23 protein-coding genes are annotated in these 26,513 nt (G+C 70.6%); 19 read left to right on the top strand and 4 right to left on the bottom strand.

What is annotated here, in order from left to right:
- Positions 1-302: rhodanese-like domain-containing protein (locus tag HV824_RS17135; protein ID WP_255208105.1), on the top strand; the 302-nt coding region annotated here is incomplete at its 5' end.
- A 15-nt stretch (positions 303-317) separates the two neighbouring features.
- Here HV824_RS17135 and HV824_RS17140 read toward each other — a convergent pair.
- Positions 318-2,618, bottom strand: coding sequence for a serine/threonine-protein kinase (locus HV824_RS17140; RefSeq protein WP_176415295.1), 2,301 nt, complete (start codon positions 2,616-2,618; stop codon positions 318-320).
- A 254-nt stretch (positions 2,619-2,872) separates the two neighbouring features.
- Between HV824_RS17140 and HV824_RS17145 the strand changes: the two genes are divergently transcribed.
- From HV824_RS17145 to HV824_RS17210, 14 genes are all read left to right on the top strand, one after another.
- Positions 2,873-3,334 (top strand): hypothetical protein, encoded by a 462-nt coding sequence (locus HV824_RS17145; RefSeq protein ID WP_176423772.1) that lies wholly within the window; start codon positions 2,873-2,875, stop codon positions 3,332-3,334.
- A 176-nt stretch (positions 3,335-3,510) separates the two neighbouring features.
- Positions 3,511-4,872: a hypothetical protein gene (locus HV824_RS17150; RefSeq protein ID WP_176423773.1), complete on the top strand. Its 1,362-nt coding sequence runs from the start codon at positions 3,511-3,513 to the stop codon at positions 4,870-4,872.
- 17 nt (positions 4,873-4,889) lie between these two features.
- Positions 4,890-5,603: a VTC domain-containing protein gene (locus HV824_RS17155; RefSeq protein WP_176423774.1), complete on the top strand. Its 714-nt coding sequence runs from the start codon at positions 4,890-4,892 to the stop codon at positions 5,601-5,603.
- 6 nt (positions 5,604-5,609) lie between these two features.
- On the top strand, positions 5,610-7,310 hold the full coding sequence (gene tmk, locus HV824_RS17160) for a dTMP kinase (protein ID WP_176423775.1): 1,701 nt from the start codon (positions 5,610-5,612) through the stop codon (positions 7,308-7,310).
- 9 nt (positions 7,311-7,319) lie between these two features.
- Complete coding sequence (locus HV824_RS17165) at positions 7,320-8,030, top strand: DUF4956 domain-containing protein (protein WP_176415290.1); 711 nt, start codon at positions 7,320-7,322, stop codon at positions 8,028-8,030.
- Positions 8,027-8,812, top strand: coding sequence for a hypothetical protein (locus tag HV824_RS17170; protein WP_176415289.1), 786 nt, complete (start codon positions 8,027-8,029; stop codon positions 8,810-8,812). The genes HV824_RS17165 and HV824_RS17170 overlap by 4 nt, the downstream gene beginning before the upstream one ends.
- Positions 8,813-8,941: 129 nt before the next feature.
- The gene (locus tag HV824_RS17175) at positions 8,942-10,582 is read left to right on the top strand and encodes a metallophosphoesterase (protein ID WP_176423776.1); all 1,641 of its coding nucleotides are present in this window, start codon (positions 8,942-8,944) and stop codon (positions 10,580-10,582) included.
- Between the two features lie 131 nt (positions 10,583-10,713).
- Complete coding sequence (locus HV824_RS17180; RefSeq protein WP_176415287.1) at positions 10,714-12,132, top strand: RsmB/NOP family class I SAM-dependent RNA methyltransferase; 1,419 nt, start codon at positions 10,714-10,716, stop codon at positions 12,130-12,132.
- 29 nt (positions 12,133-12,161) lie between these two features.
- Positions 12,162-13,940: a M61 family metallopeptidase gene (locus tag HV824_RS17185; protein WP_176423777.1), complete on the top strand. Its 1,779-nt coding sequence runs from the start codon at positions 12,162-12,164 to the stop codon at positions 13,938-13,940.
- A gap of 11 nt (positions 13,941-13,951) precedes the next feature.
- Positions 13,952-15,418: a B-box zinc finger protein gene (locus tag HV824_RS17190; protein ID WP_176423778.1), complete on the top strand. Its 1,467-nt coding sequence runs from the start codon at positions 13,952-13,954 to the stop codon at positions 15,416-15,418.
- A gap of 116 nt (positions 15,419-15,534) precedes the next feature.
- On the top strand, positions 15,535-15,795 hold the full coding sequence (locus tag HV824_RS37410) for a hypothetical protein (protein WP_255208107.1): 261 nt from the start codon (positions 15,535-15,537) through the stop codon (positions 15,793-15,795).
- A gap of 331 nt (positions 15,796-16,126) precedes the next feature.
- Positions 16,127-17,008: a ribonuclease HII gene (locus tag HV824_RS17200; RefSeq protein WP_176423779.1), complete on the top strand. Its 882-nt coding sequence runs from the start codon at positions 16,127-16,129 to the stop codon at positions 17,006-17,008.
- Positions 17,005-17,640: a hypothetical protein gene (locus HV824_RS17205; protein WP_176415282.1), complete on the top strand. Its 636-nt coding sequence runs from the start codon at positions 17,005-17,007 to the stop codon at positions 17,638-17,640. Before HV824_RS17200 ends, HV824_RS17205 begins: the two co-directional genes overlap by 4 nt.
- A gap of 4 nt (positions 17,641-17,644) precedes the next feature.
- Positions 17,645-18,274: a histidine phosphatase family protein gene (locus HV824_RS17210; protein WP_176415281.1), complete on the top strand. Its 630-nt coding sequence runs from the start codon at positions 17,645-17,647 to the stop codon at positions 18,272-18,274.
- Between the two features lie 30 nt (positions 18,275-18,304).
- Here the strand turns inward: HV824_RS17210 and HV824_RS17215 are convergent, their stop codons facing one another.
- The 3 genes from HV824_RS17215 to HV824_RS17225 all read right to left on the bottom strand — a co-directional run bounded on the left by HV824_RS17215 (position 18,305) and on the right by HV824_RS17225 (position 22,455).
- Complete coding sequence (locus tag HV824_RS17215; protein ID WP_176423780.1) at positions 18,305-19,657, bottom strand: aminotransferase class I/II-fold pyridoxal phosphate-dependent enzyme; 1,353 nt, start codon at positions 19,655-19,657, stop codon at positions 18,305-18,307.
- 292 nt (positions 19,658-19,949) lie between these two features.
- A complete protein-coding gene (gene acs, locus HV824_RS17220; protein ID WP_176423781.1) occupies positions 19,950-21,905 on the bottom strand; it encodes an acetate--CoA ligase in 1,956 nt (651 codons plus the stop codon).
- Between the two features lie 55 nt (positions 21,906-21,960).
- On the bottom strand, positions 21,961-22,455 hold the full coding sequence (locus HV824_RS17225; protein ID WP_176415400.1) for a hypothetical protein: 495 nt from the start codon (positions 22,453-22,455) through the stop codon (positions 21,961-21,963).
- 61 nt (positions 22,456-22,516) lie between these two features.
- Between HV824_RS17225 and HV824_RS17230 the strand changes: the two genes are divergently transcribed.
- The 4 genes from HV824_RS17230 to HV824_RS17245 all read left to right on the top strand — a co-directional run bounded on the left by HV824_RS17230 (position 22,517) and on the right by HV824_RS17245 (position 26,511).
- Entirely contained in the window at positions 22,517-22,939 is a 423-nt protein-coding gene (locus tag HV824_RS17230; protein ID WP_176415278.1) for an NUDIX hydrolase, read from the top strand.
- Positions 22,940-22,954: 15 nt separating this feature from the next.
- The gene (locus HV824_RS17235) at positions 22,955-24,088 is read left to right on the top strand and encodes an RIP metalloprotease (protein ID WP_176415277.1); all 1,134 of its coding nucleotides are present in this window, start codon (positions 22,955-22,957) and stop codon (positions 24,086-24,088) included.
- Positions 24,089-24,423: 335 nt separating this feature from the next.
- On the top strand, positions 24,424-25,659 hold the full coding sequence (gene cml / locus HV824_RS17240; RefSeq protein WP_176423782.1) for a CmlA/FloR family chloramphenicol efflux MFS transporter: 1,236 nt from the start codon (positions 24,424-24,426) through the stop codon (positions 25,657-25,659).
- Positions 25,660-25,707: 48 nt separating this feature from the next.
- Positions 25,708-26,511: a hypothetical protein gene (locus HV824_RS17245; protein ID WP_176415275.1), complete on the top strand. Its 804-nt coding sequence runs from the start codon at positions 25,708-25,710 to the stop codon at positions 26,509-26,511.
- Positions 26,512-26,513 lie beyond the last annotated feature (2 nt).

The following is a 26,513-nucleotide window of genomic DNA, read 5'->3' on the forward strand; positions in this document are numbered from 1 at the left end:
TCGCCGAGCTGCTCGCCGGCCCCGCGGAGTCCCGCCCCGCCCTGCTCGACGTGCGCTTTGCTTCGGAGAATGCCTGGGTGGCCCTGCCGGACTCGCTGCTGATTCCCCTGCCGGAGTTGGAGGAACGCGCGGAGGAGCTGAAGCCCTTGCGCGGCCGGCCCGTGGTCGTCTACTGCCACCATGGCGTGCGCAGCCTGGACGGCGCGGCCTACCTGATGTCGCTGGGCATCGACGCGGTGTCGCTGCGAGGCGGCATTGACTTGTACTCCCGGCAGGTGGACCCCCGCCTGCCCCGCTACTGACGGGGCGGCACGCCGCTAGCCCACGAAGGCGGACAAGTCTTCGGTCTGCTTGTTGATGAGGCCGGGCTTGATGTCGACCTCGAACATGAAGGGCTCCTTCAGCGGCCCGCCCTGCAGCTCCAGCTTGTGGCGGCCCTCCATGAGGTCGAGCTTCATGCCCTTGTTGCCCAGATAGGGCCCCAGGTCCTGGCCATTGCGCTTCACGGAGATGCCGCGCAGACCGTCCGGCTTCAGCGTCAGCTGGAGCTGGCCCCGGCGGAACTCGTAGGTGAAGGACTTGGCCTGACCGGGCTCACCGAAGGCGAGCGTGTCGACCTCCTCCTTGTAGATGCCCTGCTGCTCATTCACCAGGATGAGCGTGTCCTGGAGATGGGCGCCCGCCGCATTGACGAGGGGCGTCTCCCCCAGCTCCGTCACCGGCTGCTGGCTGCCGCAGCGCTCGGTGTGGCGCACCGAGACCTTCACCTTCTCGTTGGTGTTGACCGACAGCGTCACCGACTGCCCGTCTGAGGCGCGACTGTTGAGCACCGCGAGGATGGGCTTGTGGAACACCAACCCCACGGCCACCAGCCCCACGATGAACCCGACCGTGGCGATGTTGCGCCTGGCCACACCCGCGCGAGCGCTCCGCGCGGACTTCTCCAGCGCCCGGTCCACCTCGGCGTCCTCGGCGCGCGAACGCGCCAGGGCCACGCTCGACGTCCTCGAACGCGGCGGGGCCGACGGCATCTCCGCGCGGCTCGACGTGCGGCGGCGCGGCTGGGCCTCGGAGGGGTGGATTCCGGACTGCATCCCTGTCCGGCGGCGAGGGGGCGGCGGCGCGGGCTCCGGCGGAGGGAGCATGGTCCGCTCGTCGTCCAGCTCCTCGTCCTCCATCCGGGTGCGCTCGTCGACCGCCGCCATGCTCGCGCGCGAGCGGGACGGAGGCGGCGGCCCTGGATCATCCACGATGGGCGCGGCGCGCGTGGCGGAGCGACGAGGCGGGGGCGGCTCGCCCACGCCGGTCCGGCTCAGGTCCGAACGGGAGCTCGTCCGCGCAATCTGCGTGGAGTTGGGGTTGGACGGACGGCGCAGCTCCGCGGACGTCCTGCTCCGGCGCGGCGGAGGGGCCTCATCGACGCCAGACGGCGCCTCCCACTCCCCCTGCTCGTCGGGCTCCACCGCGGGCGCCGCGGCCGAGGTGCGACGGGGCCCCATGGACGTCCGGGAAGACGCGCCACGCTGACGCTCGCGAACCGAGGCCTCGCCCGGAGGCGCCTCCCAGTTCATGTCCGCGGCGGCGGAGGTGCGGCTGCGGCCACGCTCCTGCGGCGGCGGCGTGGGCGGCATGGGCGTGCCGGAGTTCGCGGAGTCCTCGCCCACGGGAACGACCTGCCCCTGGGCCTTCTCCTCGGCCAGACGGTCGGCGAAGAGCGTCTCCATCAGCTCGGAGATCTGCACCGAGCCGGCCACCCAGCGCTGCCCGACGAGAATCTCCTCCAGCGCCATCTGGAACTGGCGCGCGTCCCGGTAGCGGTCGTCCGAGTTCTTCGCGATGGCCCGCATCACCACCGGGTCCATCTCCTCCGGCACGTCCGCCACCTGTGAAGGCGCGGCGATGGCGCACTCCATGGCGGCCTGCAGCGTGGCCAGCTCCGAGTCGCGCTTCAACGGACGCACGCCCGTGAGCAGTTCGTAGAGCACCAGGCCGATGGCGAAGATGTCCGCGCGGCCGTCCAGCGGCTTGCCGGCGGCCTGCTCCGGCGCCATGTACGCGAACTTGCCCTTGATGGCGCCCGACTTCGTGAGCGACGCCTGATCCGCCGCCTTGGCGATGCCGAAGTCCACCAGCTTCACCGAGCCGTCGAAGCTGATCAGGATGTTCTGCGGCGAGATGTCGCGGTGCACCACGCGCAGGGGCCGGCCCGCGTCATCCGTGCGGCTGTGGGCGTAGAACAGGCCCTCGCAAGCGGCGGCGACGATGCGGATGGCCAGCGGCCGGGCCACCCACTGGCCCGTGCTGGCGGCCTTGCGCATCACCCGGCCCAGGTCCTCGCCGTGGATGAACTCCATGGCGATGTAGTAGGTGCCGTTGGCCTCGCCGAACTCGTAGACCTGGGCGATGTTCGGATGATTGAAGCGCGCGGCAATCAGCGCCTCGTTCCGGAACATCTCCACGAACTCACGGTCCTCCGCGAGGTGCGGGAGGATGCGCTTCACCACGAGGTTCTTGTGGAACCCCTCAATGCCCGTCTGGCGCGCCAGCCAGACTTCGGCCATGCCGCCCGTGGCGAGCTTCTTAAGAAGCTGATATTTCCCGAATGATTGAGGGTTCATCCCGGGACATTGCCGGCGGGGAGCAGGCTCAGGTGGAATGCAGCAGGGCAGCGCATCTTAGAGGACAGCCACTTCGGAGGCAAAGGCACCCCGGATTCAAATCCGGGTGGGTACTGCTCGCCAGCCTCCTCATTGCAACTACCACGGTTGCGGCTCCCGCGAACGATCAGATTCGCGTCGAACGCCGGGGGGACGTCCTGGAACTCCGCTGGTCCGACGCGGAGGAGCGGCTCCAGGGGACCATCCACCCAGCCATGCCAACGGAGGGTGAGCCCATCTCCGTGTCGTTGCATGTAGGCAACTTCGAGGGCCCCGAATTCGATGGCCCCCTCACCGTCACCTTCCACCCCACCGGGTCGCCGTCCCAGCAGACGAAGACGCTGACGCGGGACGGGGTCAACTGGCACACCCAGTTCACCCCGGACGAGCCCGGGCCGTGGGATTTGGAGGTGCGATACCGCGGCACCCACCTCAAGGTGATCACCGCGCGCTTCTCCGTGGCCCGCTCGCCCCTCCCCCGCGGCATGGGCTGGGGATTGGTTCTGGTGGGTGCTGGCACGGCGCTGGCCCTGGGCCTGCGCAACGTCCTGCGGCGCGTGAAGTCGTCCGGCGCCACCCCTGTGGCAACGGTGACTCCGCCTCCACCGGCGGCGCCCTCCACGCCGGAAGCGGGCAGCCCCCCCACCCCGCCGGCCGATCCTCCGTCCAGCCAGTAACTCCTTCCAACCGACGGGCATTCGTACAGGGTCGCCTGCCGCGACATTGGGAACTTTCGTTCCCTGTCACGGCAACGTGACGGCCTGGTCACGGGTTTTCTACACCGTCAGGCCTGCTTTTCGTCCGGAACCGGACCCCACCCAGCCCTCCGCGTCCGCTCATCGAACGGGCACCCGTGTTGCAGTGGACGCGCTCCGGTGGCGGTCGGGGAGGCGTGGACATGGGCGGGTGGCGGGTGAATGAGCGGACGAGGCGGAACCTGCTCGTCGCAATCTTGATGGGCATGCCAGCGTGGGCTGTCGCCAAGACACCTGGCCCGCGGGCGGAAGCAGCTGCCGCGACCGTGAAGGATGATCCGCTCTCAGGTGGCGTGGTGGACGGTGTGGAGCCTCCGGAGCTGTTGCTGCCGGAGGAGGACGGCGCCACGCAGGCGCAGCTCGAGGGCGCCATGGCCCAGGCCCTGCCGCCGCCGTCGAGGACGTCTCCCGGCGCGCAGCCGCCCTCCGTGAAGCCGCTCCCTGGAGCGGCTGACGGGGCGAAGGCCGAGCAGGACGCGAACCAGCGCAAGCCAAAGCAGCGGCCCGGTCAGCCGCAGGACGACTCGCTGGGCGAGAATCCGGACGCGATTGACGACAAGGCCAAGGGCGGGGCGCAGGCCATCCGCGTCATCGGACGCGTGTCCGCTCGGGCCCGCGCCGACGGGCGCACCCAGTACCAGCGCAACCTCTCCATCGCGGACGCACGCGTGGGCGTGCGCACGTCGCTGGCCAACCTGGAAGCCGAAGTGACGGCGGACCTGGCGGACTCGCAGATGCTCAAGGACGCCTTCGTGCGTCTGGCGGATGACCGCAAGCGCTTCCGCCTCTACGGCGGCCAGTTCAAGACGCCCTTCCTTCAGCGCTCGCTGGAGTCGTCGTGGGACCTGCCCATCCAGGCCCGCGGACTGGTGGAGGAGTACATCACGGAGACCCATCAGATGGGCGGCCGTCGCATGGGGCTGATGGGCGAGGTCCGGCTGAAGCAGGTCTGGGGGCTCAAAATCTCCGCGGGCTTCTTCCAGGGGGCCATCGACGAGGCGGGGGTGCGGCTGAAGGAGGACGCCGCCGCGCGCGTGAGCCTGCGGCCCTTCAACTTCAAGCCGCTCACCGTGGGCGTCAGCACCTACGTCTCCGAAGCCATGGACCTGGCGCGCAAGCACGCGGTGGCCGCGGACGCGGAGCTGAAGCTTGCGGGCTTCGTCTTCACCGGCGAGGCCATCTCCGGGCGGCTGCCCCTGGGGCCCTTCACGGCGCAGATGCTGCTGGCCCAGTACCTCATCCACGTGGGCGACGAATGGGCCATCCAGCCCGTCGCGGGCGTGGAGGCCCTGCAGCTTCGCGGCGACACGGTGCGGGGGGACGGACATTCGCTGGTGGGCGGCTTCAACGTGCTGCTCGGCACTCGCTTCCGGGCCCAGTTCCAGACGGAGCGCGCGCTGCGCCCCGGCGATGAATTCCCGGGGCTGCAGCACTCCATCGAACTCGGCGCACGCTTCTGAGCACGGAGACCCAAACGATGCTGTCGTTCGCGGAAGGTGAAGTCACCAAGCTCCGGCGGGAATTCAAGCTGGTGCTGGAGGAGAAGATGGCCTCGGCCCTGGGCACGCGCCTGTCGCTGGAGCTGGAGGGGCACCTGCCGCCTCCCACGCGCATCGTGTCCGTCTACTTCGACCGGCCCGGTGGCCCGCTGGCGGCGCGGGCCCTGCTCACGCCAGACGACTGTCTCAAGGTCCGGACGAAGGAGTACGCACCGGACCTGGGCGCGGACGGCGAGGCGCGCGTGGTGCTGGAGGTGAAACGGGAGCGCCGCGGCCTCACGCAGAAGCGCCGCGTCTGGGTGCCGCGCTCGGACCTGGGCCGCGTCCTTCGCGGCGGGGCCAGCCTGCTGCCGCTCATCGCCGGAGGCAGCCTCGGCCCGGTGCTGGCGGTGACGTACACGCGCCACGTGTACCAGTCGTCGCGGGCGTGGCGGGTGACGGTGGATCGGGACATTCGCTACCACCGGATTGCGCCGGAGCAGGCGCTGTCCCAGCTTGCGTTGTCGGTGGAGCGGCTGGAGCCCGCACAGTGGGTGGAGCCGCGAGTGGTGGTGGAGGTGAAGCACCTCGGGCAGGAGCTGCCCGAGTGGCTGGCGTCGCTCAATCCGGGCGGAGCGCCGGCCTACAGCAAGTTCGCAGAGGGAATGGCAAAGGTCCACGCTTTCGCCTCGGATGGCGTCGCAGGGGGATAGGGCACAGTGTTCATCGACTTCGAGGGAATTGACGGAAGCGGCAAGACGACGCTCTCCAACCTGCTGGCCGCGAAGCTGAAGCGGCTGGGCTACCGGGTGGCGCATGCGCGGGAGGGCGGCGAGTTGCAGGCGCCCGCGGCGCGGCGCATCCGGGAGCTGACGCGAGACTCCCGGCTGCTGGAGATGTCTCCACGCACGGAGTTCTTCCTCAACCTGGCGCGGGACGCCCAGCAGTTGGATGAAGTGGTGGCGCCCGCGCTGTCCCGGGGCGAGGTGTGCATCACCGACCGCTACCTGTACTCACAACTGGCGCTCAGCGGCGGAGGCCGCGGGCTGCCCATGGACGAGCTGCGGCCCGCGTGCGAGCTGGCCTCGCAGGGGCTGTGGCCGGACCTGGTCATCCTGGTGGACGTGGATCCAGACCTCGCCCGGCTGCGCAAGCGCCTGGGCAAGATCCAGAGCAAGCGCGCCAGTGACGGGGACAGCCGGAAGGGGCTGGTGGGCGCGGGCCTGGCGGTGCGCGTGCGCGAGTCCTTCCTGGAGATGGCGCGCAAGGACCCGCAGCGGTGGCTCATCCTGGAGAACAACGAAGTCCCCCTGCGTGTGCTGGAGCAGCGGCTGGTGGACGCCGTCGTCGCCCGGCTGGAGGGGCGCGAGCAGCAGGTGCAGCGCATCGTCCCGGCGCCGGCCCGGCCGCGCCATGCCAGCCCCACCACGCTCCAGAACCTGGAGGAGCGCTTCTTCCAGACGCTGGACACCGTGGAGCAGCGCGAACCGGCGCTCGCGGTGTGGATGTTGAGCGGAATCCCGGGCCTGGCAGCGCACCAGCAGCGCCTGGCCTTCGCGGAGCGCTTCCCGGGCCTCACCGCGCGCGGCATGGTGGGCCTGGCTGACGTGCCGGCCATGGACCTGCGCGAGTTGCTGTCGGACCTGGCGCCCGCGGAGGTGGCCTTCAGCCTCACGGGCCGCACGGACTCGCGCGCGGCCATGCTCCGTCAGCGGCTGTACGCGCGGGCCCCGACGGAGGTGCTGGCCAGCCTCAAGCAGGACGGCTCGGCCCCGGCGTGGGCCCTGCGTGAGCGCGCCATGCGGGACGGGCGGCTGGCGGACGTGCTCGCGGGGCTCGCGGGCCAGGACTGCGAGGAGTCCTGGGTGGTGCGCGAGGCGGGCATGCAGCGCAAGCTGTTCGCGGAGGTGGCGCGCAGCCTCACCTGTGTTCCGGGGGCGCGGGCGGATGCGCTGCGCGAAGTCCTGCTGCCGCATGACCGGCTGGCGGTGCTGCGCAGCACCCAGGGCCTGGACACGCCGGTGGCCCGGGGCCTGCGGGAGTCCCTGGCGGGCAAGGCGCTGAAGTTGGTGCTCCGCTCGCTGACGGGCCTGGACACCGAGGAGGCCTGGGCGCTGCGCGAGCGCGGCGCGCCGCAGACGAAGGAGGCGCTGGATTCGGTGGACGGCATGGCTGCCTCGCGGGCCTGGAAGCTGCGTGTGGACCACCTGGGCCGGTGGCCCACCACCGCGCTGTCCTCCTTGAAGGGACTGCCCCTGGGGCCTCACGCGCAGGCGCTCGTCGAGCGCGTGCTGGCGGAGCATCCAGACCGGCTGCCGGTGCTGCGCAACGCCTACGCCGTGGCCGCCACCGCACGGACGCTCTCTCAGCAGCCCGCGCGCACGCCCCGCGTGGACACCTCTTCCCGGGTGGAGGCCTAGGTCACCAACATGGACGCACCATTCTCAGCCCTGTTCGAAGGCGCGAAAGCGGAGTTCAGCGCGCTGTCCGTCACCGCGATTCTGCCGCGGATGCTGGCCGCGGCGCTCATTGGCACCCTGCTGTCGCTGAGGCCCTGGCGCCTGCTCATGAAGCGGGCGCTGCCCAAGGCGGACATGATTCAGGCGCAGGTGCTGCTGTGCGCCGCGGCGGCGGTCATCACCGCCGTCATCGGCGACAGCCTGGCGAAGGCCTTCGGGCTGGTGGGCCTGGGCGGCTTCGTGCGGTTCCGCTCGGGGCTGAAGGACCCGCGTGACGCGGCCATCCTCTTCCTGATGATTGGCCTGGGCATGGCGTGCGGCCACGGCAGCCTGGGGCTGGCCTCCGTCGGGATGCTGTTCGTGATGGCCCTGCTCTTCGTGCTGGACTGCTTCAACCGCGAGGAGGCGCCCCCCGCCACGGCGAAGCAGCGGCTGGTGCTGTCGGCGCAGTCGGATGACCTGGTGGGCGCGGAGGCCACGCTGCGCCGGGTCCTGGGTGAGCGGAACGTCATGGTGAAGAGCTGCGCGCTCGACTTCGACGGGCGACGGCTGGAGCTGGAAGTCGAGGAGCCCGAGCCGGGCTCCCTCGCCGCGGCGCTGGGCCGCACGGAGGGGGCGGCCCTGCGGGGCTTGCGGTGGACGGCGGTGAATCCGAGGAGCACACGGGAGGAGCGGGTATGAGGCGCAGCTGGGTGGCCGTGTTCGCGGCGGGATGGTTGGTGGCGTGTGGCGGCAACAGCCTGCCCGCGGGAGATTCGCAGGGCCCGACGCCCGGCGGAGGACTGCCGGGAGAGCCGGTGGTGCCGGGAGGACCGGGTGGACAGGGCAACGGAGAGGAGCCCACCGGGTCGCAGTCGCTGTGGCCGCTGACCGCGGGCAGCACCTGGACCTATGACATCCAGGACCCCGTCGAGGGCAACTTCCAGAAGCAGGTGACGGTGGTGGGCCCTGGCGAGGTCCCCGGCCAGGCGGGCATCAACGCCGTCCAGGTGCACAGCCGCCAGGACCGCGTGCTCAACGGCACCCTCTATGAGGAGTACTCGTGGCAGGTGGAGCTCACCAACGGGCTCGTCGTGCGCCTGCGCGAGGACGACTACCGCGACGGCCAGCAGGTCCGCTCCACCACCTGGTCTCCGGCCACGGTGAAGTCCGTGGCGCGAGTCCCGGACGCCCTGCCCTGGACGTACAAGAGCGACGTGCTCGAGTACATCACCATGGGCGACGGCTCGAAGGACCAGAAGGACCCGACGTACATCTGGAAGGTGCTCGAATCCGGCGTGACGGTGACGACGCGGGCGGGAACCTTCACCAACGCCGTCAAGATTCAGCGCGACAAGGTCAACAACAACGGCGAGGTGAAGCAGGACAAGACGCGCCTCTACTGGCTCGTCCCGGGCATCGGAAAGGTGCGTGAGGAAGGCGAACGCACCGAGGACCTGGCGTCCTACGACATCAAGCCTTGACGCCTGACCGGGGAGGAGGCGGACACACGGGGCCCTGCCCCGCCGCCTCCTCCTCTGGGCGGGGGCAGGATGAAGGTCAGCGGTTGAACGGTTGCGCCTCCATCCCGAGCTTGTTCGGGAGGAGGCCCCATGCACCGGATGACCCCCTTTCACCTTGCCCCCTGGGTGGCCGCGCTGATGCTGGTGGCGAGCACCGCGAGTGCAGGGACGCTGTATCGGGACCCGTATCTGCAGAAGGTGGGGCCGGACACGGCGACGATTGCCTTCCGGCTCGCCGCCAACTGCCAGGCGGAGGTGCGCTACGGCGAGGGAGCAACCAACCAGGCCGCCGTCTCCCAGGACGCTGGGAAGGTACATGCGGTGGTGCTGACCGGACTGGAGCCGGGCACCGAGTACACATACGAGGTGTCGGCGTGTGGCCTGCGCACGCCGCTCACCCGCTTCCGTACCGCGCCGGTGCCGGGGACCCGCAGCGTGCACTTCGTGACGGTGGGCGACTTCGGCACGGGCGGCTCGAACCAGAGGAAGGTCGCCGCGGCCCTGGTCAAGCGGGAGGCGGAGCTGTTCGTCGCGCTGGGGGACAACGCCTACGCCGATGGCACCGAGGCGGAGATCCAGAACAACCTCTTCGTGCCCATGGAGGCCCTGCTGGCCCGGGTGCCGTTCTTCGCGGCCATCGGCAACCATGAGTACGTGACGAACCAGGGGCAGCCCTACCTGGACAACCTCTACCTGCCCTCCAACAACCCCGAGGGCACGGAGCGCTATTACTCGTTCGACTGGGGCCACGTGCACTTCGTGGCGCTCGACTCCAACTGCGCCGTGGGGCTGGCGTCGGCGGACCGTTGCACGCGGGATGCGCAGAAGGCGTGGCTGGAGCGGGACCTTGCGGGGTCGACGCAGCCATGGAAGATTGTCTTCTTCCACCACCCACCCTGGTCCAGCGGCGAGCACGGCTCGCAGCTCTCCATGCGCCGTCACTTCGGCCCCATCATGGAGAAGTACGGCGTGGACCTGGTGCTCACCGGTCACGACCACAACTACGAGCGGAGCAAGCCCATGAAGGGTGACGCCGTCGCCGGATCCGGCGAAACGGGCATCCCCTACCTCGTGGTGGGCGGCGGCGGCGCGACGCTGAGGAAGCTCCCCGGCAGCAAGCCGGACTGGAGCGTCATCCGAGACAACCAGGCCTATGGATTCCTCGACGTGACGGTGGTCGACGGCACGCTCACCGCGCAGTTGCTCGGGGTGAACGGAGACATCGTGGACCGCTTCACGCTGCGGAAGGAGCTGCCGCCCCAGGAGCAGCTTCCCGAGGGGGCGCTGACGCTCCTCGTGGAGGGTGAGCGAGGCGTGGTGCCCCACCGCGCCTTCTTCCGGGCCACGCCGTCCTTCGAGGCCGCCACGGTGACCTGGGATTTCGGTGACGGCGGCGCGGCCGAGGGAGCGGTCGCCGAGCACGTCTTCGCCATTCCCGGGCAGTACACGGTGACGGCCACCGCCACCCAGGGCTCGGTGATGCAGACGGCCACCGCCCTGGTCCAGGTGGCGGCGACAGAGACGCCCGGTGAGGAGCCCCAGACGCCGGACTCCGACACGACAGACCCGGGCTCACCGGCCCCCCGTCCGGGGCTTCCGGACTCGCCCGGCCCCCCGGATGACGGCCTGAGCAGCGCGAGCGGAGGCTGCGCCGCGGGGCCCACCGCCACCCTCCTCCCGGCGGCCCTGGCCCTGCTTGCCGCGGGGCTGCTTCGCCGGCGCCGCAAATAGGGCCTCCCCCGCCCTGGTCGCCCGCTCCCCTCCTCCTGACGTCACCTGGAGGTGGGCCGGGCGTCCGCCAGGGCGGATTTGCTTTCCGCGCTTGTCAACCCGGCCCGAGGGATGCAAAGCCGCATTCCGTCATGGCCACCCAACGCAAGTCCCGCCCGCACTCGCGGTCGGCCCCGAAGAAGTCCGGCGCCCCGTCCAGGAAGAAACTCGCCCCCTCCGAGCGGCCCGAGCGGCCCCTGCGAGAAGACCTGGTCCTCCAGGCCTGCCTGGAGGCCTACGCCTCGGTCCGGCACGAGGGCCGCATGGCGGACCGCGCGCTGGACTTCACCCTGCGCCGCAAGGCCAACCTCTACTCCAACGAGCGCCGCGCCGTGGCCGAGCGCGTCTACGGCTTGCTGCGCCGCCAGCGGACGGTGGACTTCCTGCTGTCCCGCGCCCACCCTCGCTTCGACAGCCTGGACACGTCGCGGCAGGACGTGCTCCGGCTGGCCGCCTCGCGCGTCCTCTACGGCGAGCCCCAAGGTCTGGTGGCTCGCCAGTCCGCGCTGGCGCCCCCGGATGCCCAGGCCCTGAGTGCCCTCCCCGAAGCCGCCGCCGCCCTGGAGGCCCTGCCCGCCCGCGAGCGCTTCCCCATCGCCGCGTCGCTGCCGGACTTCCTCGCCGACCGCTTCCTCCAGACGTTCGGCCGGGATGCCGCGCGCGCCGCGGAGGCGATGAACGAGCGCGCCCCGCTGGTCGCCCGCGCCAACCTCCTCAAGGGGGACCGCGACGCGCTGGCGCAGCGGCTGAAGGCGGAGACGGTGGACGTCAAACCCACGCCGCTGTCGCCCATGGGCCTGGTGCTGGAGACGCGCATCAACGCCTTCTCGCTGGAGAGCTTCCGCGACGGGCTGCTGGAGCTGCAGGACGAAGGCAGCCAGCTGCTCGGCATGCTGGTGGACGCGCCGCCCACGCGCGTGGTGGATGCGTGCGCGGGCGCCGGCGGCAAGACGCTGCAGCTCGCCGCGCAGATGAAGAACCGGGGTGACTTGCACGCGCTGGACATCGATGAGCGCCGCATGGAGGACCTGAAGAAGCGCGCGCGCCGCGCGGGGGTGCACAACGTGCGCGCCCAGCTCATCCCCCACGAGGGCCCGGAGGCCGACGGCGCGCTGGAACCCCTCAAGGGCAAGGCGGACCGGGTGCTGGTGGACGCGCCCTGCAGCGGCACGGGCACCTTGCGCCGCAAGCCGGACGCGCGCTACCGCCTCACGCCCGAGGATTTGGAGATGCATGTGGGCCGGCAGAAGGCCCTGCTGGCGCGCTTCGCCACGCTGGTGAAGCCCGGCGGCCGGCTCATCTACGGCACGTGCAGCGTGCTGCGGGAGGAGAACGAGAACGTGGTGGAGGACTTCCTCGCCAAGCACCCGGATTTCACGGTGAAGCCGGTGGCGGAGCTGCTGGGCGCGGAGCTGGCCGAGAAGGTCGGCCCCGGGCCCTTCCTCCGGCTGGCGCCCCACACCCATGGGACTGACGGATTCTTCGGCGCCGTCCTCGTCCGCGCGAAGTAACCTGCGGCCGGAGGAGGGAGACCCTGCTCATGCACCCTGCCGTCCGCTACCGCGTCTCCATGCCTCGGCCGCACACGCACCTGCTGGAGGTGGAGGCCTCCTTCCCAGGAGGCGCCAGCGAGCTGGACGCCGTGCTGCCTGTGTGGACGCCCGGCAGCTACATGGTGCGGGAGTTCGCGCGGCAGGTGCAGGACGTGACGGCCCATGCGCCGGACGGCACGCTCCTGCCGGTGCGGCGCGCGGACAAGCGCACCTGGCGGGTGGATGCGGGGGGCGTGGCCGTCACGCTGCGCTACCGCCTCTACGCCAACGAGCTGACGGTGCGCACCAACCACCTGGACGGCTCGCACGCCTACTTCAACGGCGCCGCCACGTTCCTCTACACGGAGGCCACGCGCGGGTTGGAGCACCACGTCACGGTGGACGCGCCCGCGGGCTGGCGGACCTTCTGCGCGCTGGGCCAGCGCGCCAACACCTTCGTCGCCCAGGACTACGACGAGCTGGTGGACAGCCCCTTCGAGGTCGGTCCCCACACGCCGCTCACCTTCAGCGTGGAGGGCGTGCCACACGAAGTCGTGGTGTGGGGCGACACGGTGCAGGACCCGGAGCGGCTGTGCGCGGACCTCAAGCGCATCTGCGAGCACCAGGCCCGCGTGTTCGGCGGCCTGCCCATGCCGCGCTACCTCATCCTGCTGTACCTGACGGACCGGGGCCGAGGCGGCCTGGAGCACAAGGCCAGCACCGCGCTGCTGTTCCCTCGCGTCGGCCTCTCCACCAACCGAGGCTGGGAGGACCTGCTCACCCTGGTGGCGCACGAGTACTTCCACCTGTGGTTCATCAAGCGGGTGAAGCCGCGCGCGCTGGTGCCCTTCGACTACGCGAAGGAGAACTACACGTCCCTGCTGTGGGCCTTCGAGGGCGCCACGGCGTACTACGACAACCTCTTCGTGCGGCGCGCCGGGCTGATGTCCGCGCAGCGCTACCTCACGCGCCTGGGTGAAACGTTGACCGCGCTGCATGCCACGCCGGGGCGCCGCGTGCAGACGCTGACGGAGGCGTCGCTGGTGAGCTGGGTGAAGCACTACCGCCCGGACGAGAACTCGCCCAACAGCGCCATCTCCTACTACCTCAAGGGCGAGGTCGTCTCCGCGCTGCTCGACCTGGAGCTCCGCCGCGCCACGCATGACGCCCGGAGCCTGGATGACGTCGCGCGCCTCTTGTGGCAACGCCACGGCGACGGCTCCGGTGTCCCCGAGGACGGCGTGGAGGCCGCGGCCAGTGAGGTGGCCGGCGTGGACCTGACGCCCTTCTTTGACCGGGCGCTGCGCACCACGCAGCCGCTGGACTACTCCGTCTTCTCCCACGTGGGTCTGGAATTGAACTTCCGTCCGCGCGAGGCCGCCAGCGACAAGGGAGGCACGCCGCCGCCGCGAGGCCGAACGGGAGAAGGCAAGCCCAAGGGCTGGCTGGGCGTCACCACGCGGGGCAGCGGCACCATCGCCGTGGTGATGGATGGCTCGCCCGCACAGGACGCGGGGCTCTACGTGGAGGACGACCTGGTCGCGCTGGATGGCTGGAAGGTGGACGGCGCCAGCCTGCTGCCGCGCTGCGAGGAGCGGCGGCCCGGCGAGACGGTGCGGCTCACGGTGTTCCGCCGCGACCGGCTGGTGGAAGTCCCGGTGGTGCTGGGAACGAAGCCCGCGGAGGCGGCGTGGCTGTCCCGCGTGGAGCGCCCCACCGACGCCCAGAAGGCCGCCTATCAGGCGTGGCTCGGCGCCCCCTGGGAAGAGTCCCCGGGGCAGTCGTAGGCTTGGGGGCCATGAGCCCCTCATCGCCCAACATCATTCCACCGGATGCGCCCCTGCCCCGCTGTCAGCGGCATCGGACCGCCGTGGCCGGATGGCGCTGCGAGCGGTGTGACGAAGCGCTCTGCCCTGACTGCGTGGTGGGCCGGCGGGCGCAGACGGTGGAGTTGGTGGCGTGCGCGCGCTGCGGCGACGTGGCGCAGACCCTGCTCACCGCCCGCAGCCGGGTGTCCGTGGCGCAGCGGCTCAAGGGCGCGTGGCGCTACGTCTTCACCCCGTCCGGCGTGCAGGTCATGGTGGCGGTCAGCGTCTTCCTGGCGGCGCTCCGGTGGCTGGTGGAGCTGGCCATCTCCTTCTCGGCCATCATCCCGCTGACGCTCTACGGAGGCGTCTTCTGGGGCACCTTCTTCACGCTGGCGCGGGACTCGGCCCGCGGCGAGACGGCGCTGCGCTCGCCCGACTACCGCGACTACTTCCATGACGCGGTCCTCCCCGGCCTCCGCGGCGTGGTGACCTTCGCCGTCGTCTGGATGCCCGCGTTCCTCTACGTCACGGTGCTGCGCCCGCTCCTCCAAGAGGGGCGCTCGGCGCTCGGCGCGTGGATTCGGAGCCTGGACACCCCCGGACTGCTGACTGTGGATCCAGTGCTGATGGGCCTGCTGCTGCTCGGCGTCCTCTGGCTGCCCGCGGCGCTCCTCATCACCGCCGCGCGCCAGCCACTGCTGACCCTGTTCGATGTGCCCGGAACGCTTCGCATCGTCCGCCGCCTGGGACGGGACTACACGCTGGTCGCGGGGACGCTGGTGGGCCTGGGCGTCCTCCACCTCATGACGCACGGGGTGGCGCTGCTGCTGCGCGTGCTGGACCTCTTCATCATCTCACGCGTGCTGGCCGAAGCCGTCACGCTGGTCATCCCCTTCACCGCCGCGCACGTGGTGGGGCTGCTGCTGTACACGCGGGGCGATGCGCTGGGGTATGGCCTGGAGCAAGACTACCTGGGCCCCGTGCTGGGCGACGTCCCACCGAGCCGACTGGCGCCGCCCCTGCGGGAAGCCGGGCCCCCCCCCTTCACCGGAGCGGCGGCCACCGTCACCGAGACGGGGACCTCCAGCGACGACGCCCTGGAGGCACTGGCGGCCGCGGTGAACGCCCGCGATGTTCCACTCGTGATGTCGCTGTATGCCGCCGTGCGGCAGCAACCGCGGCTGCGTGTGTCCCCTGAGCACCACCTGTTCGTCGGACAAGCCGCGGCCGTGGAAGGAGATTTCCCACTGGCGGTAGCGGCGTTGGAAGCCGCGGCGGACACGGCGCCCGATGCGCCCACCGCGCCCCGTGCGTTGGTACTTCTGGCGCGTGTGTTGGGCGAACGGATGCACGACGCGCCGCGCGCGGAAGAAGTCTACCGCTACGTGCTCCACCGTTACCCAGACACGGCAGCGGCACGCTTCGCGAGTGAACGCGTGGCTCCGACTTCCGACTGATACAGACGTTGCCGCGCCCGCACGCCAGCATCACCCTTCACGGCATGGTTCGCGCACGCTCGCTTTCGTGGCTCATGGTTTTCGGTCTCTTCGCGGCATGTGACCAGGCGCCTCGCATGGGGCGCGCGGTGGACGACTGCCAGGCGGAGCTGGTGTCGCTCAAGGTGGAGGTGCTGTCCGCGGAGGGCGCGCGCGTGCGCGGGGCGACAGTCACCGGCACCAATGTGAGCTCCAACGTGAGCATCACCGGCGTGACGGACGACCAGGGAGGGCGTCAGCACCGCCATCAACGAATCGCTCGCGCCCAGCGCGGTGCGGGTGGTGGCCACCGCGGGCGCCAAGGTGTCCGGGGCCCAGCAGGTGGAGTGGGTGTGTGACGCCTGCAACTGCCAGCCAGAGCCGGCCACCCTCCAACTCCAGCTCAATCCGTAGGACCCGCCCCCGCGCGACGCTGAAACAACCTCGGCTTCACGGATTCATCTGAATGAACGCGAGGGTGGTTGTGCTCCACCCACCCCATGGAGTACGGCTGCTGACATGCGTGACGCCCGTCAGCCTTCCCCGCGTCTGGCCCACCCTGCTTCCAGGGGGGCCCTCCAGTCGGCTTCCTCCGTGCACGGGGCCACGGGGCTGTGTTGCCGCGGTGAGCGCGTTCCCTGCGCATGGGGTCCTGTCAGCACACGTTCCAGGTAGGTCCGGGCGCTCATCATGTCCGCAGACACCGTGGAACAGTTGCTTCAGTGCGCGCTGTCCGAGCTGACCACGCGCTTCGTCACCCAGGCCCATCCCGTCCCCGCCGGCGTGCTGGAGGCGTTGGACGCGGACCCGCGCGCGGGAGCGCAGGCGCTCGCCCGGCGCATCCGTTCGCGCCAGGAGAAGAACCGCGCGGAGGGCCAGCGCCTGCGCAAGCTGCTCCGCTTCGAGACGGAGCTGTGGGAGCAGGGGCACACGCACATCGCCGGCGTGGACGAGGCGGGCATGGCACCGCTCGCGGGGCCGGTGGTCGCCGCCGCGGCCGTGCTGCCCAAGGGCTTCCGGCTCAAGGGGCTGGATGACTCGAAGAAGATTCTCGACGCAGAGAAGCGCGAGTCGCTCGCCGAGGCCATCAAGCGCGACGCGGTGGCGTGGGCCGTGGGCCGCGCGGAGGTGGAGGAGATCGACCGCATCAACATCTACCACGCGGGCCTGCTGGCCATGCGCCGCGCGGTGGAGGGGCTGTCGGTGAAGCCGGACCACCTGCTGGTGGATGCGCGCACGGTGCCGGAGTGCTCGGTGCCGCAGAAGGGCATCATCAAAGGGGACACCCTGTCGCTGAGCATCGCCGCGGCCTCCATCCTGGCGAAGACGACGCGCGACCGATGGATGGCGGAGCTGGATGCCCAGTACCCGGGCTACGGGCTCGCCGCGCACAAGGGATACCCCACGCCGCAGCACCTGCAGGTGCTGCGTGAGAAGGGCGTGCTACCCATCCACCGGCGCAGCTTCGCGCCGGTACGCGAGGCCTTGGGCCTGTCGACCGGCTCGCCGCCTTCCGCCCTCCAGGCGGAGCTGTTCCCCGTGGCGCCTTCCCGGTCGGTGGTGAAGTCATGAGCGCCGACCGGGACATCGACGAGTGGATGGCCGCGCGAGGCCTCACCCTGCCCGAGGTCCGCGCCCGCACCCGCGCGGTGCTGGAGGAAGAGGGCCTCACCCGCCCCGGCCGCCAGCGCATGAGCGAGCCCAAGCTGCTCAAGGCGGCGGAGCTGCTGACGGGGCGCTTCTTCCCGGTGTGCGCGGAGGGCGCGTGCCTCAAGGTGGCGCAGGCCAGCGGGCGCGAGCCGATTCGCGTCGAGCCGCGGCTGCACTGTGAGCGCTGCGGCGGCTCGGCCAACCGCCGCGCGGAGGTGGCCTTCGTGGAGACCTGCCAGCGCTACGGCGTGCGCCGCGTGGTGGTGGTGGGCGGCTCGCCGGCCGTGCGCGAGGAGCTGGAGGAGAAGCTGGGCCACCTGATTGACTTGCGGATGGTGGACGGCACGGAGCGCCGCACGGCGGACCGCGCCCGCAGCGACCTGGACTGGGCGGACCTGGTGCTGGTGTGGGGCGCCACGGAGCTGCACCACAAGGTCAGCGGCCACTACACGCACGGTGGGCCGGCCTACAGCCACAAGGTGGTGCACGTGGTGAGGCGGGGCGTCGCCGCGCTGCTGGAAGAAGGCATCACCCACCTGGAGCGGACGCGCTGAGTCCATGACGACCGAGTTCATCCTGCTCCGCCATGGAGAGACGGAGTGGAACTCCCTGGGGCGCCTCCAGGGACATCAGGACAGCACCCTGAGCCAGGTGGGCCTGCGTCAGGCGGACGCCCTGGCCGCGCGCCTGGCACCCGTCCACTTCTCGGCGCTCTATTGCAGCGACCTGGGACGGGCCCGGGAGACGGCGCGGCGCATCGCCACGCGCACGGGTCACACCGTCCAGTCAGACACGCGCCTGCGCGAGCGGGGCCTGGGCATCATGGAAGGCCTCACCCGGGACGAAGCACGCCAGCAGCACCCGGACGTCTTCGCCGCGTACGCCGGAGGCGCGCCGGACTACGTCGTCCCCGGCGGGGAGAGCACGTCCCAGCGGCTGCGCCACGCGGTGGAGTGCCTGGAGGAGCTGGGCGCGCGCCACCAGGGCGAGCGGCTGGTCGTGGTGACGCACGGGGGCGTGCTCAGCCTCCTGTTCCGCCACAGCCTGGGGATTCCGCACGCGGCGCCGCGCACCTTCTCCGTGCTCAACGCCGGGTGGAATCAGTTCGACTACCACGAAGGCGCGTGGCGGCTGGTGACGTGGGGCGACGTCACCCACCTGCGCGCCACCAGCCTCGACGACACCTGAGCGCCCACGCCACGCGGGCGCTCGCGGGCGCTACAGCTCCACCTGCGGGCGCTCGTCGCGGCGGGACGCGCGCGTCGCGACCGGACGGACCTCCAGCTCCGCGCGGGCCTCGTCGATGGCGTCGCACACCCCGTCGGCGGCCCGCTGGACCTGCTCCAGCGTGTGGGACGCCATCACCTGCATCCGAAAGCGCGTCTCGCGCAGGCGGACGGCCGGGTACTCCACCAGGTTGGCGAAGATGTCGCGCTCGAACACCTTCTTCGAGGCCAGGCGCGCCACCTTCGCGTCGCCCACCTGCACGGGGACGACGTTGGAGGGCTCGCCCAGGCACGTCACGCCCCGCGCCTGGAAGGCCCCGCGCAGCGCCAGGATGTTCTCCCGCGCCTTCGCGCGCAGCGCGTCGCCCTCTTCCGAGCGGACGATGCGCAGCGACTCCAGCACCACCGCCGCCTGCATGGGCAGCAGCGCGTTGGAGAAGATGTGGGGCCCGCCCATGATGCGGATGAACTGGCGCACCGCCGGCGAGCGCGTGGCCACGAAGCCGCCATTGCTCGCGAGCGTCTTGGAGAAGGCGCCCACCACCAGGTCCACCTTCCCCAGCAGGCCCTGCACGCCCAGGCTGCCCGTGCCCCGGGGACCCATCGCGCCCAGGTCATGCGCCACGTCCACCAGCAGCGCCGCGCCATACTCACGGCAGATGGACTGGAGCTCCTCCAGCCGCGGCACGTCCGAGTCCATGGAGAACAGGCCCTCGGTGACGACGAGCACCGCGTTCTGCGTGTCGCGGGCGCGAATCTCCTGGAGCTTGCGCCGCATGGCGCGGTTGTTGAGGTGCGGCACGCGGCTCACGTTCGTCGTCGCGGCGGCGGCGCCCTGCTGGAGGCACGCGTGCGACAGCGCGTCGAGCACCACATGGTCATCCGGACGCACCAGCCCGGCGATGACGCCGAAGCCCGCGCCCCAGCCGGTGGAGAACAGCGCCACGTGCGGCGTCTGCAGGTGCTCCGCGAGCGCCTTCTCCAGCATCAGCGACGGCGCCGTGTTGCCCCCCAGCATCGCCGAGCCCGCGCTGTGCAACCCGTAGTCCTGGATGGCCCGCTGAGCGGCCTCCACCACCGCCGGGTGCGTGGACAGCGACAGGTAGTCCTGCGAACCGAAGTTCAGCCCCTGGCGCGCCGTCCCCGCCTCGCTGCGGACACCACACTCCGCCTTCGGCGCCGCCTCCAGGCTTCGCGAGAACGGCCAGAGCCCGGCCTGCCGCCGCGACTCCTGCCACTCGAAGAAGGGCTCCGTCCGCCCCAGCAGGTCAGGCCCTGTCGGCTGCGCGTAATGGGAGATGAAGTGGGTGAAGAGCGGCGAGTCGAGTTGAGCTCGGAAATCCATGAAGCACGTCCAGGGGGGAAGGTCGCGCGGTCAACGAGAGGCGCGGTGCTCGTGGGGGGCGAGCCGTGCATTTAATGCCTCTGCATCTTTCCAGTGTCAACCAGCCTACCCTGACGGCTCCGCTGTATTCGTTTGTTCCGATTCAACCGGATGTGCTGCTTAGGCTGAAACCGGCGCTTAACAACAAGACAGTCACGCATTTCCAGGGTCAGAAACGACGATTCCCGCTTTTCCACCCCAGGGCAGAGGCTGCTTTTGACGCCCCCTGCCCTGAAGTGCGAGCGAGTGTCCATCAGTCGTCGTTCTGCCGCAGCGCGGCCAGGACGTTGAGGTCTTCCAGGGTCGTGGTGTCCCCGGAGGCCTGCTTGCCCGCGGCCACGTCCCGCAGCAGCCGGCGCATGATCTTCCCCGAGCGCGTCTTCGGCAGCGCCTCCGCGAAGCGGATTTCATCCGGCCGGGCGATGGCGCCAATCTCCTTGCCCACGTGGACGGCCAGCGCCTTCTTCAGCGCGTCGGAGGGCGTGTTGCCCTGCTTCAGGGTGACGAAGGCCACCAGCGCGGTGCCCTTCAAGTCATCCGGACGGCCCACCACGGCGGCCTCGGCGACGGTGGCATGCGCCACCAGCGCGCTCTCCACCTCGGCGGTGCCCAGGCGGTGGCCGGCGACGTTGACCACGTCATCCACGCGACCCATCAACCAGAGGTAGCCGTCCGCGTCCGTGCGGGCGCCGTCACCGGTGAAGTACATGCCGGGCAGCTCGTTGAAGTACGTGCGCACGTAGCGGTCCGGGTCGCCGTATACGGTGCGCAGCATGGAGGGCCAGGGGCGCGTGATGAAGAGCAGCCCGCCCTGCCCTCGCGGCACCTTGTTGCCCTCGCGGTCCAGGATCTCCGCGTGGATGCCGGGCAGCGGCAGCGTGGCCGAGCCAGGCTTCGTCGGCGTGGCGCCCGGGAGCGGCGACACCATGATGCCGCCCGTCTCCGTCTGCCACCACGTGTCCACCACGGGGCAGCGGCCCCCGCCGATGACGTCGCGGTACCACATCCACGCCTCGGGGTTGATGGGCTCGCCCACGCTGCCCAGCAGCCGCAGCGAGGACAGGTCATGCTTGCGCACCGGCTCCTCGCCCAGGCGCATGAAGGCGCGGATGGCGGTGGGCGCGGTGTAGAGGATGGTGGCCTTGTACCGCGCGATGATGTCCCAGAAGCGGTCCGGCCCCGGCTGGGTGGGCGCGCCCTCGTAGAGGACGGTGGTGACGCCGTTCATCAGCGGCCCGTAGACGACGTAGGAGTGGCCCGTCACCCAGCCCACGTCGGCGGTGCACCAGTAGACGTCGTCTTCGCGCAGGTCGAACACCCAGCGCATGGTGAGCGACGTGTTCACCGCGTAGCCGCCCGTGGTGTGCAGCACGCCCTTGGGCTTTCCGGTGGAGCCCGACGTGTAGAGGATGAACAGCGGGTGCTCGCTCTCCACCCACTCCGGTTCACACTCCGCGGGCTGTCCGCTGACCAGCGTGTCCCACGCCACCAGCCTGGGCCCGGACAGCGCCAGCGTGCTGCCCGTGCGGCGGAGCACCACCACCTTCTCCATGGTGGGCATGTTCGGCAGCGCGGCCTCCACGTTCGTCAGGAGCGGCACCACCGCGCCCTTGCGCCAGCCGCCGTCCGCGGTGAGCAGCACCTTCGCGCCCGCGTCATTCATGCGCTCCTGGAGCGCCTCCGCGGAGAAGCCTCCGAACACCACCGAGTGCACCGCGCCGATGCGAGCGCACGCCAGCATGGCCACCGCGGCCTCGGGCACCATGGGCAGGTAGATGCCCACCCGGTCACCCTTCCGGACACCCAACGACTTGAGCGCGTTGGAAAGCTTGTTCACCTCGGTGGACAGCTCGCCGTACGTGAGGGCGCGGCGGTCGCCGGGCTCGCCCTCGAAGAGGATGGCGGGCTTGTCCCTGCGGGTGGCCAGGTGCCGGTCCAGACAGTTGTAGGCCAGGTTCGTCTTGCCCTCGACGAACCACCGCGCGTGCGGCGGCTTCCAGTCGAGCACCGTCTGGAAGGGCTCCTTCCAGTACAGCTCCTCGCGGGCGCGGTCGCCCCAATACGTGTCCGGGTCCTTCGCGGCCTCATCCCAGAGCTGCTGGTACTGCGCCATGCTCCGGATGTGCGCGCGCCGGGCGAACGCCTCTGGCGGCGGAAAGACGCGTGCTTCCGTCAGGACCGAGTGAATCTCATGCTTCGAATCCGCCATGCGTTCCTCCAGCGTGGACAATGCCACCCTGTTCTAGGAACCCAGGGTGCGCGTCTCAACCCTCCGTGTCACAGCGCTTCGACTCCTTGACGGCCTCGTAGCGCAGCCACATCTCGCAGACGCATTCGTCGGGGCGGCGCGTGTCGTAGCGGACCCGCAGCACGCCATTGAACTGCGTTTCGCACTGCGTCGTGCCGTCGATGTGGATGTTGATCTGATCCAACAGGCACTCCTGGCCGTTCACCTCGGCGGCGGCCTTGACCACGCTCCCGTCGATGGAGAAGTGGTCACCGTCCTCCAGGAAATAGCCCACGAGGTGGCTGTCCAGGAAGCCGAAGTCCAGGCGGACGACGCGCCCGCTGATCTGCAAGGTGCCATAGAGCTGGCCGCGGTTGGTCTCCAGCAGCCCGCAGTCGTCGCGGAGCACTTCGACGGGCTCGAAGACGTAATCACCCGGCTCCTGGACGCGGGGCAGGCAGCCCGCCAGGCACACCAGGAGCAGGCCGGAGAGGACGAGGCGATGGCGTCTCGGAGTCGACACGGCGCGCACCATACCCCACGGCCCGCATCTAGGAAGTGCGAGCGTGACGGCAGCAGGTAGACTGGGGGTCATGCCCGAATACCGCAACCCCAAGCCCACCGTGGACTGCATCATCGAGCTGCCCGGTGAACGCATCGTCCTCATCCGGCGCGCGAATCCGCCTGTCGGCTGGGCGCTGCCGGGTGGCTTCGTGGATGAGGGCGAGCCGCTCGACGCCGCCGCCGTGCGCGAGGTCCTGGAAGAGACGGGCCTTCACGTGAAGCTGTCGGAGCAGTTCTTCACGTACTCGGACCCCCGGAGGGATCCGCGTCAGCACAACATCTCCACCGTCTACATCGGTTCGGCCGAGGGCGAACCGCGGGGCGCCGACGACGCGGCCGAGGCCCGCGCCTTCCGCGTGGAGGAGCTGCCGAAGGACTTGTGCTTCGACCACGACACCATCCTGTCCGACTACGTGACGTACAAGCGGACCGGTCAGCGGCGGAAGCTCTAGGAGCGGCGCGGGAGGATGCACTACGCGCTCGTCCTGCTCGCCCTGGGAGGCCTGCTGACCCTCCACGAGTTGGGGCACCTCGTCGCCGCGCGGCTGCTCGGTGTGCGGGTGCCCCGCTTCGTGTTCGGTTTTGGTCCCCCGCTGGTGTCCTTCCGGCTGTGGGGGACGCAGTACGTGGTGGCGGCGGTGCCCCTGGGCGCCACGGCGCACCTGCAGGGGATGAACCCACACCGTGCGGACGCGGACGAAGCGGCGGGCTTCGCGGCGCGCGGGCCGCTGCTGCGCATCCTCATCATCCTGGCGGGGCCGCTGGCCAACTACGCGCTCGCGCTGGGCGTCCTGTTCGCGCTGTACACGTCGGGCACGCACGTGGTGGTGCCGCTGACGGTGGGGACGGTGCAGCCGGGCTCGGAGGCGGCGCGGGCGCAGCTGTTGCCGGGGGACCGCATCGTCAAGGTCGCGGGGCAGCCGCTGCGGAGCTGGTCGGAGTTCGTGGAGAAGGTGGGCGCGGCGCCGGGCGTCCCGCTGGAGCTGGGCGTGGAGCGCGGCGGTGATGCGCGCTCGGTGGTGGTCCGGCCCCGGCGGGATGAGCGCGGCACGGGCCGCATCGGGGTGAGCCAGCAGTACGTCTACAAGGCGCACAGCGCGGGCGAGGCGCTGAGCCATTCGTTCACGCACACCGTCAAGGTGGCCGCGGAAGGCGTGGCGCTGTTGAACCGGATGATGCGGCACGGCCTGGAGAGCGCGGACGCGGCGAGCCCCGGAGCGATGGTGCGGCAGGAGTCCGCGGATGCGATGGCGTCCGGGACGGATGCCCTGCTGCGGACCCTGGTGGCCGCGTCCGTGGTGCTGGCGCTGTTGACGTTGCTGCCCGTGCCTGGGCTGGATGGTGGCCGCGTGGTGCTGCTCCTGGTCGAGGCGGCGAGCGGCCGGCGGATTCCCCCTCGCGTGGAGACGGTGGCGCAGACGGTGGGGTTCCTGGGAATCGCCGTGGCCGTGGTGTTGATGGCGACCGCGGAGATTCGGCGCGCGTTGCCGGCGCGGCTCGGCATGGAGGAATCGCCGGCGCAGGATGCGGGGACGACAGGGGCGGCACAGCCTCCGCCCGCGGCGTCAGGCTCCGCGGCAGGAGCTGACGCGGGGACGTAGGCAGCCACCAGCGCTGCCCCGGGTGCCGCACCGACCGGAACCAACGCAGCGGGTGCAGCCAGACGCGGCGCCTCTCGTCAGAATGGCTCGGCGTCGACGTCCTGTCCGGCCACGGCGGGCATTTGCCCGACACCGTCGTGATTGCTACACCCAGCCCCGACCTTCGAGCGCGGACGCGCCGCATGGGAGTCCGCGAGATGGGAAGCACCGAATCCGCAGATGAGTGAGCCGCGGCGACACGTCAATCGTTGCCGCGGCCCTCTGCGCCAGCTCATCCCGGTACCCGTGGAGAGGCAGAGCGCCGCCAGATGTTCCTCATTTGTGCGGATGCAATCGTGCCTGACTTCAAATCCCCGTCGTGGAATCACTCCGTGCCAGCAGCGCTGTTGCTGATGGCGCCCTTCGACCTCCTGGCCTCACTGGCCATGGACATCTACCTGCCTGTCGTTCCGGCGATGCCCGGAATCCTCAACACCTCCCCCGCCATCGTCCAGCTCACCTTGAGCCTGTACCTGGCGGTGCTCGGGCTCGGGCAGATGGTGTTCGGCCCGGTCTCCGACCGCATCGGCCGGCGCCCCGTGCTGCTGACAGGCGCCCTCCTGTTCGCGGCCTCATCCTTCCTGCTCGCGGGAACCTCGGATGCCGCGCTGTTCGTCGGCCTCCGGCTCCTCCAAGCCATGGGGGCCTCCGCGGCCCTCGTCGCCACGTTCGCGACGGTCCGCGATGTCTATGCGGAGCGCCCCGAGAGCGCGACCCTCTACAGCCTGTTCAGCGCCATGCTGGCCTTCGTCCCCGCGCTCGGCCCCATCGCGGGAGCGCTGCTCATGCAGCACCTGGGATGGCGAGCCATCTTCATCACGCTCGGCATCCTGGCGACGGCGGCGCTGCTGCAAGCCCTGCCGCGGTGGCGTGAGACGCGCCCGGCCCAGGGCCTCCAGCCGCGGCCCGCGCTCCGGCACATCCTGCGCAGCGCCACGTTCTGGACGTACACCCTGGGCTTCAGCGCGGCCATGGGCTCCTTCTTCGTGTTCTTCTCCACGGCGCCCCGGGTGCTCATCGGTCAGGCCGGCTTCTCCGAGCTCGGGTTCAGTCTGGCCTTCGCCACCGCCGCGCTCGCGATGATGCTGACGACCCGCTTCGCGAAGCGCTTCGTGGCGAGCTGGGGACTGGCGGGAAGCCTCACGCGAGGCATGGGCATGTTGCTGCTCGGCGCGGGGCTCCTGACGGCCGGACAGCTCCTGGCGACACCGTCATTCTGGACGTTCGTCGCGCCGATGTGGCTCATCTCGGCCGGCATCGTGTTCGCCGTGTCCGTCACCGCGAATGGCGCGCTCCAGACCTTTGGCGATGTGGCGGGAACGGCGGTCGCGCTCTACTTCTGCATCCAGAGCCTCATCGTCGGCGTCCTCGGCACCCTGGTGATTGTCCTGCTGGACGGCGACACGGCGTGGCCACTGGTGGGATACGCGTCCCTGATGGCAGGGGTGACGTTGACGGCGCTTCAGCGCCTCCGGCGCCGTCAAGGCGTCCTGACGGAAGCCGCGCTGGCGGAAGGCTCCGGCGAGACCTAGCAAACGTCCCCAAACCGCGCCGCGGGGCCCTTCTCCCGCGGCGCGGCGGTGGTCTCCGTCTTTCCCGCCTGGGACGGAACCCAGCCCGCCTCCCGGCTGTCCAGGGACCAACCGGGCGTCGGCCGTCTTTCGGAAGACGTCTCCTGGTCGATGAAGGAGCCGCGAGCCATGCAAGGCCCTATGCTTCCCCCCGCGATGAACACCAAGGCAGGCGGTGGAATCTTCTGTGAGCTGTACTGGGGCGACAATCTGTCCGAGGCGTGGAGCTACGGGCCGGAGCATTCGAACGTCCACGCCGCCCCGGACGAGACGGCACCGCTGCCGCTCTACGGCTTCACCCTGCCCGAAGAGCCGTTCCTGCTCGCCGAGCGCACCGCGCAGGGCTGGCGCATCCACCTGCCGCCCGCTGCCCGCGCCGAGCGCACCATCAAAGGCGACGCCTACGCCGCCGTGCCACAGACGGACCTGCGCCAGCACGACGGGCGCACCACGGTGGAGCTCGCGGAGGGCATGACGCTCCGCCTCTCGGAAGGCCAGCTCTCGCTGCGCATCCAACGCTCCGTCGTGAAGGAGCAGGTCAACCGGCTCCAGTGGAAGGACTTCGGCTGGCTCATCATCGTGAGCATGCTCTTCCTCAGCCTGCCGGTGGGCTTCCTCATCGCGGGTCCCACGCCTCAGCGCATGGAGGAATCCAAGGTCCGCGCCATGAAGATGGCCGCCGACAAGGAAGCCGAGCGCCGCAAGGCCATGGGCCTGGACACCCCCCTGCGTCCGCTCACGGAGGAAGAGCTCGGCACGCAGCCCGACGGCGGTGACGACGTCACGGTCCCCGCCTTCCTGCGCGTCCGCTGAGG

It is taken from the genome of Myxococcus sp. AM009 (genome assembly GCF_013372605.1).
Lineage (GTDB): Bacteria > Myxococcota > Myxococcia > Myxococcales > Myxococcaceae > Myxococcus > Myxococcus vastator.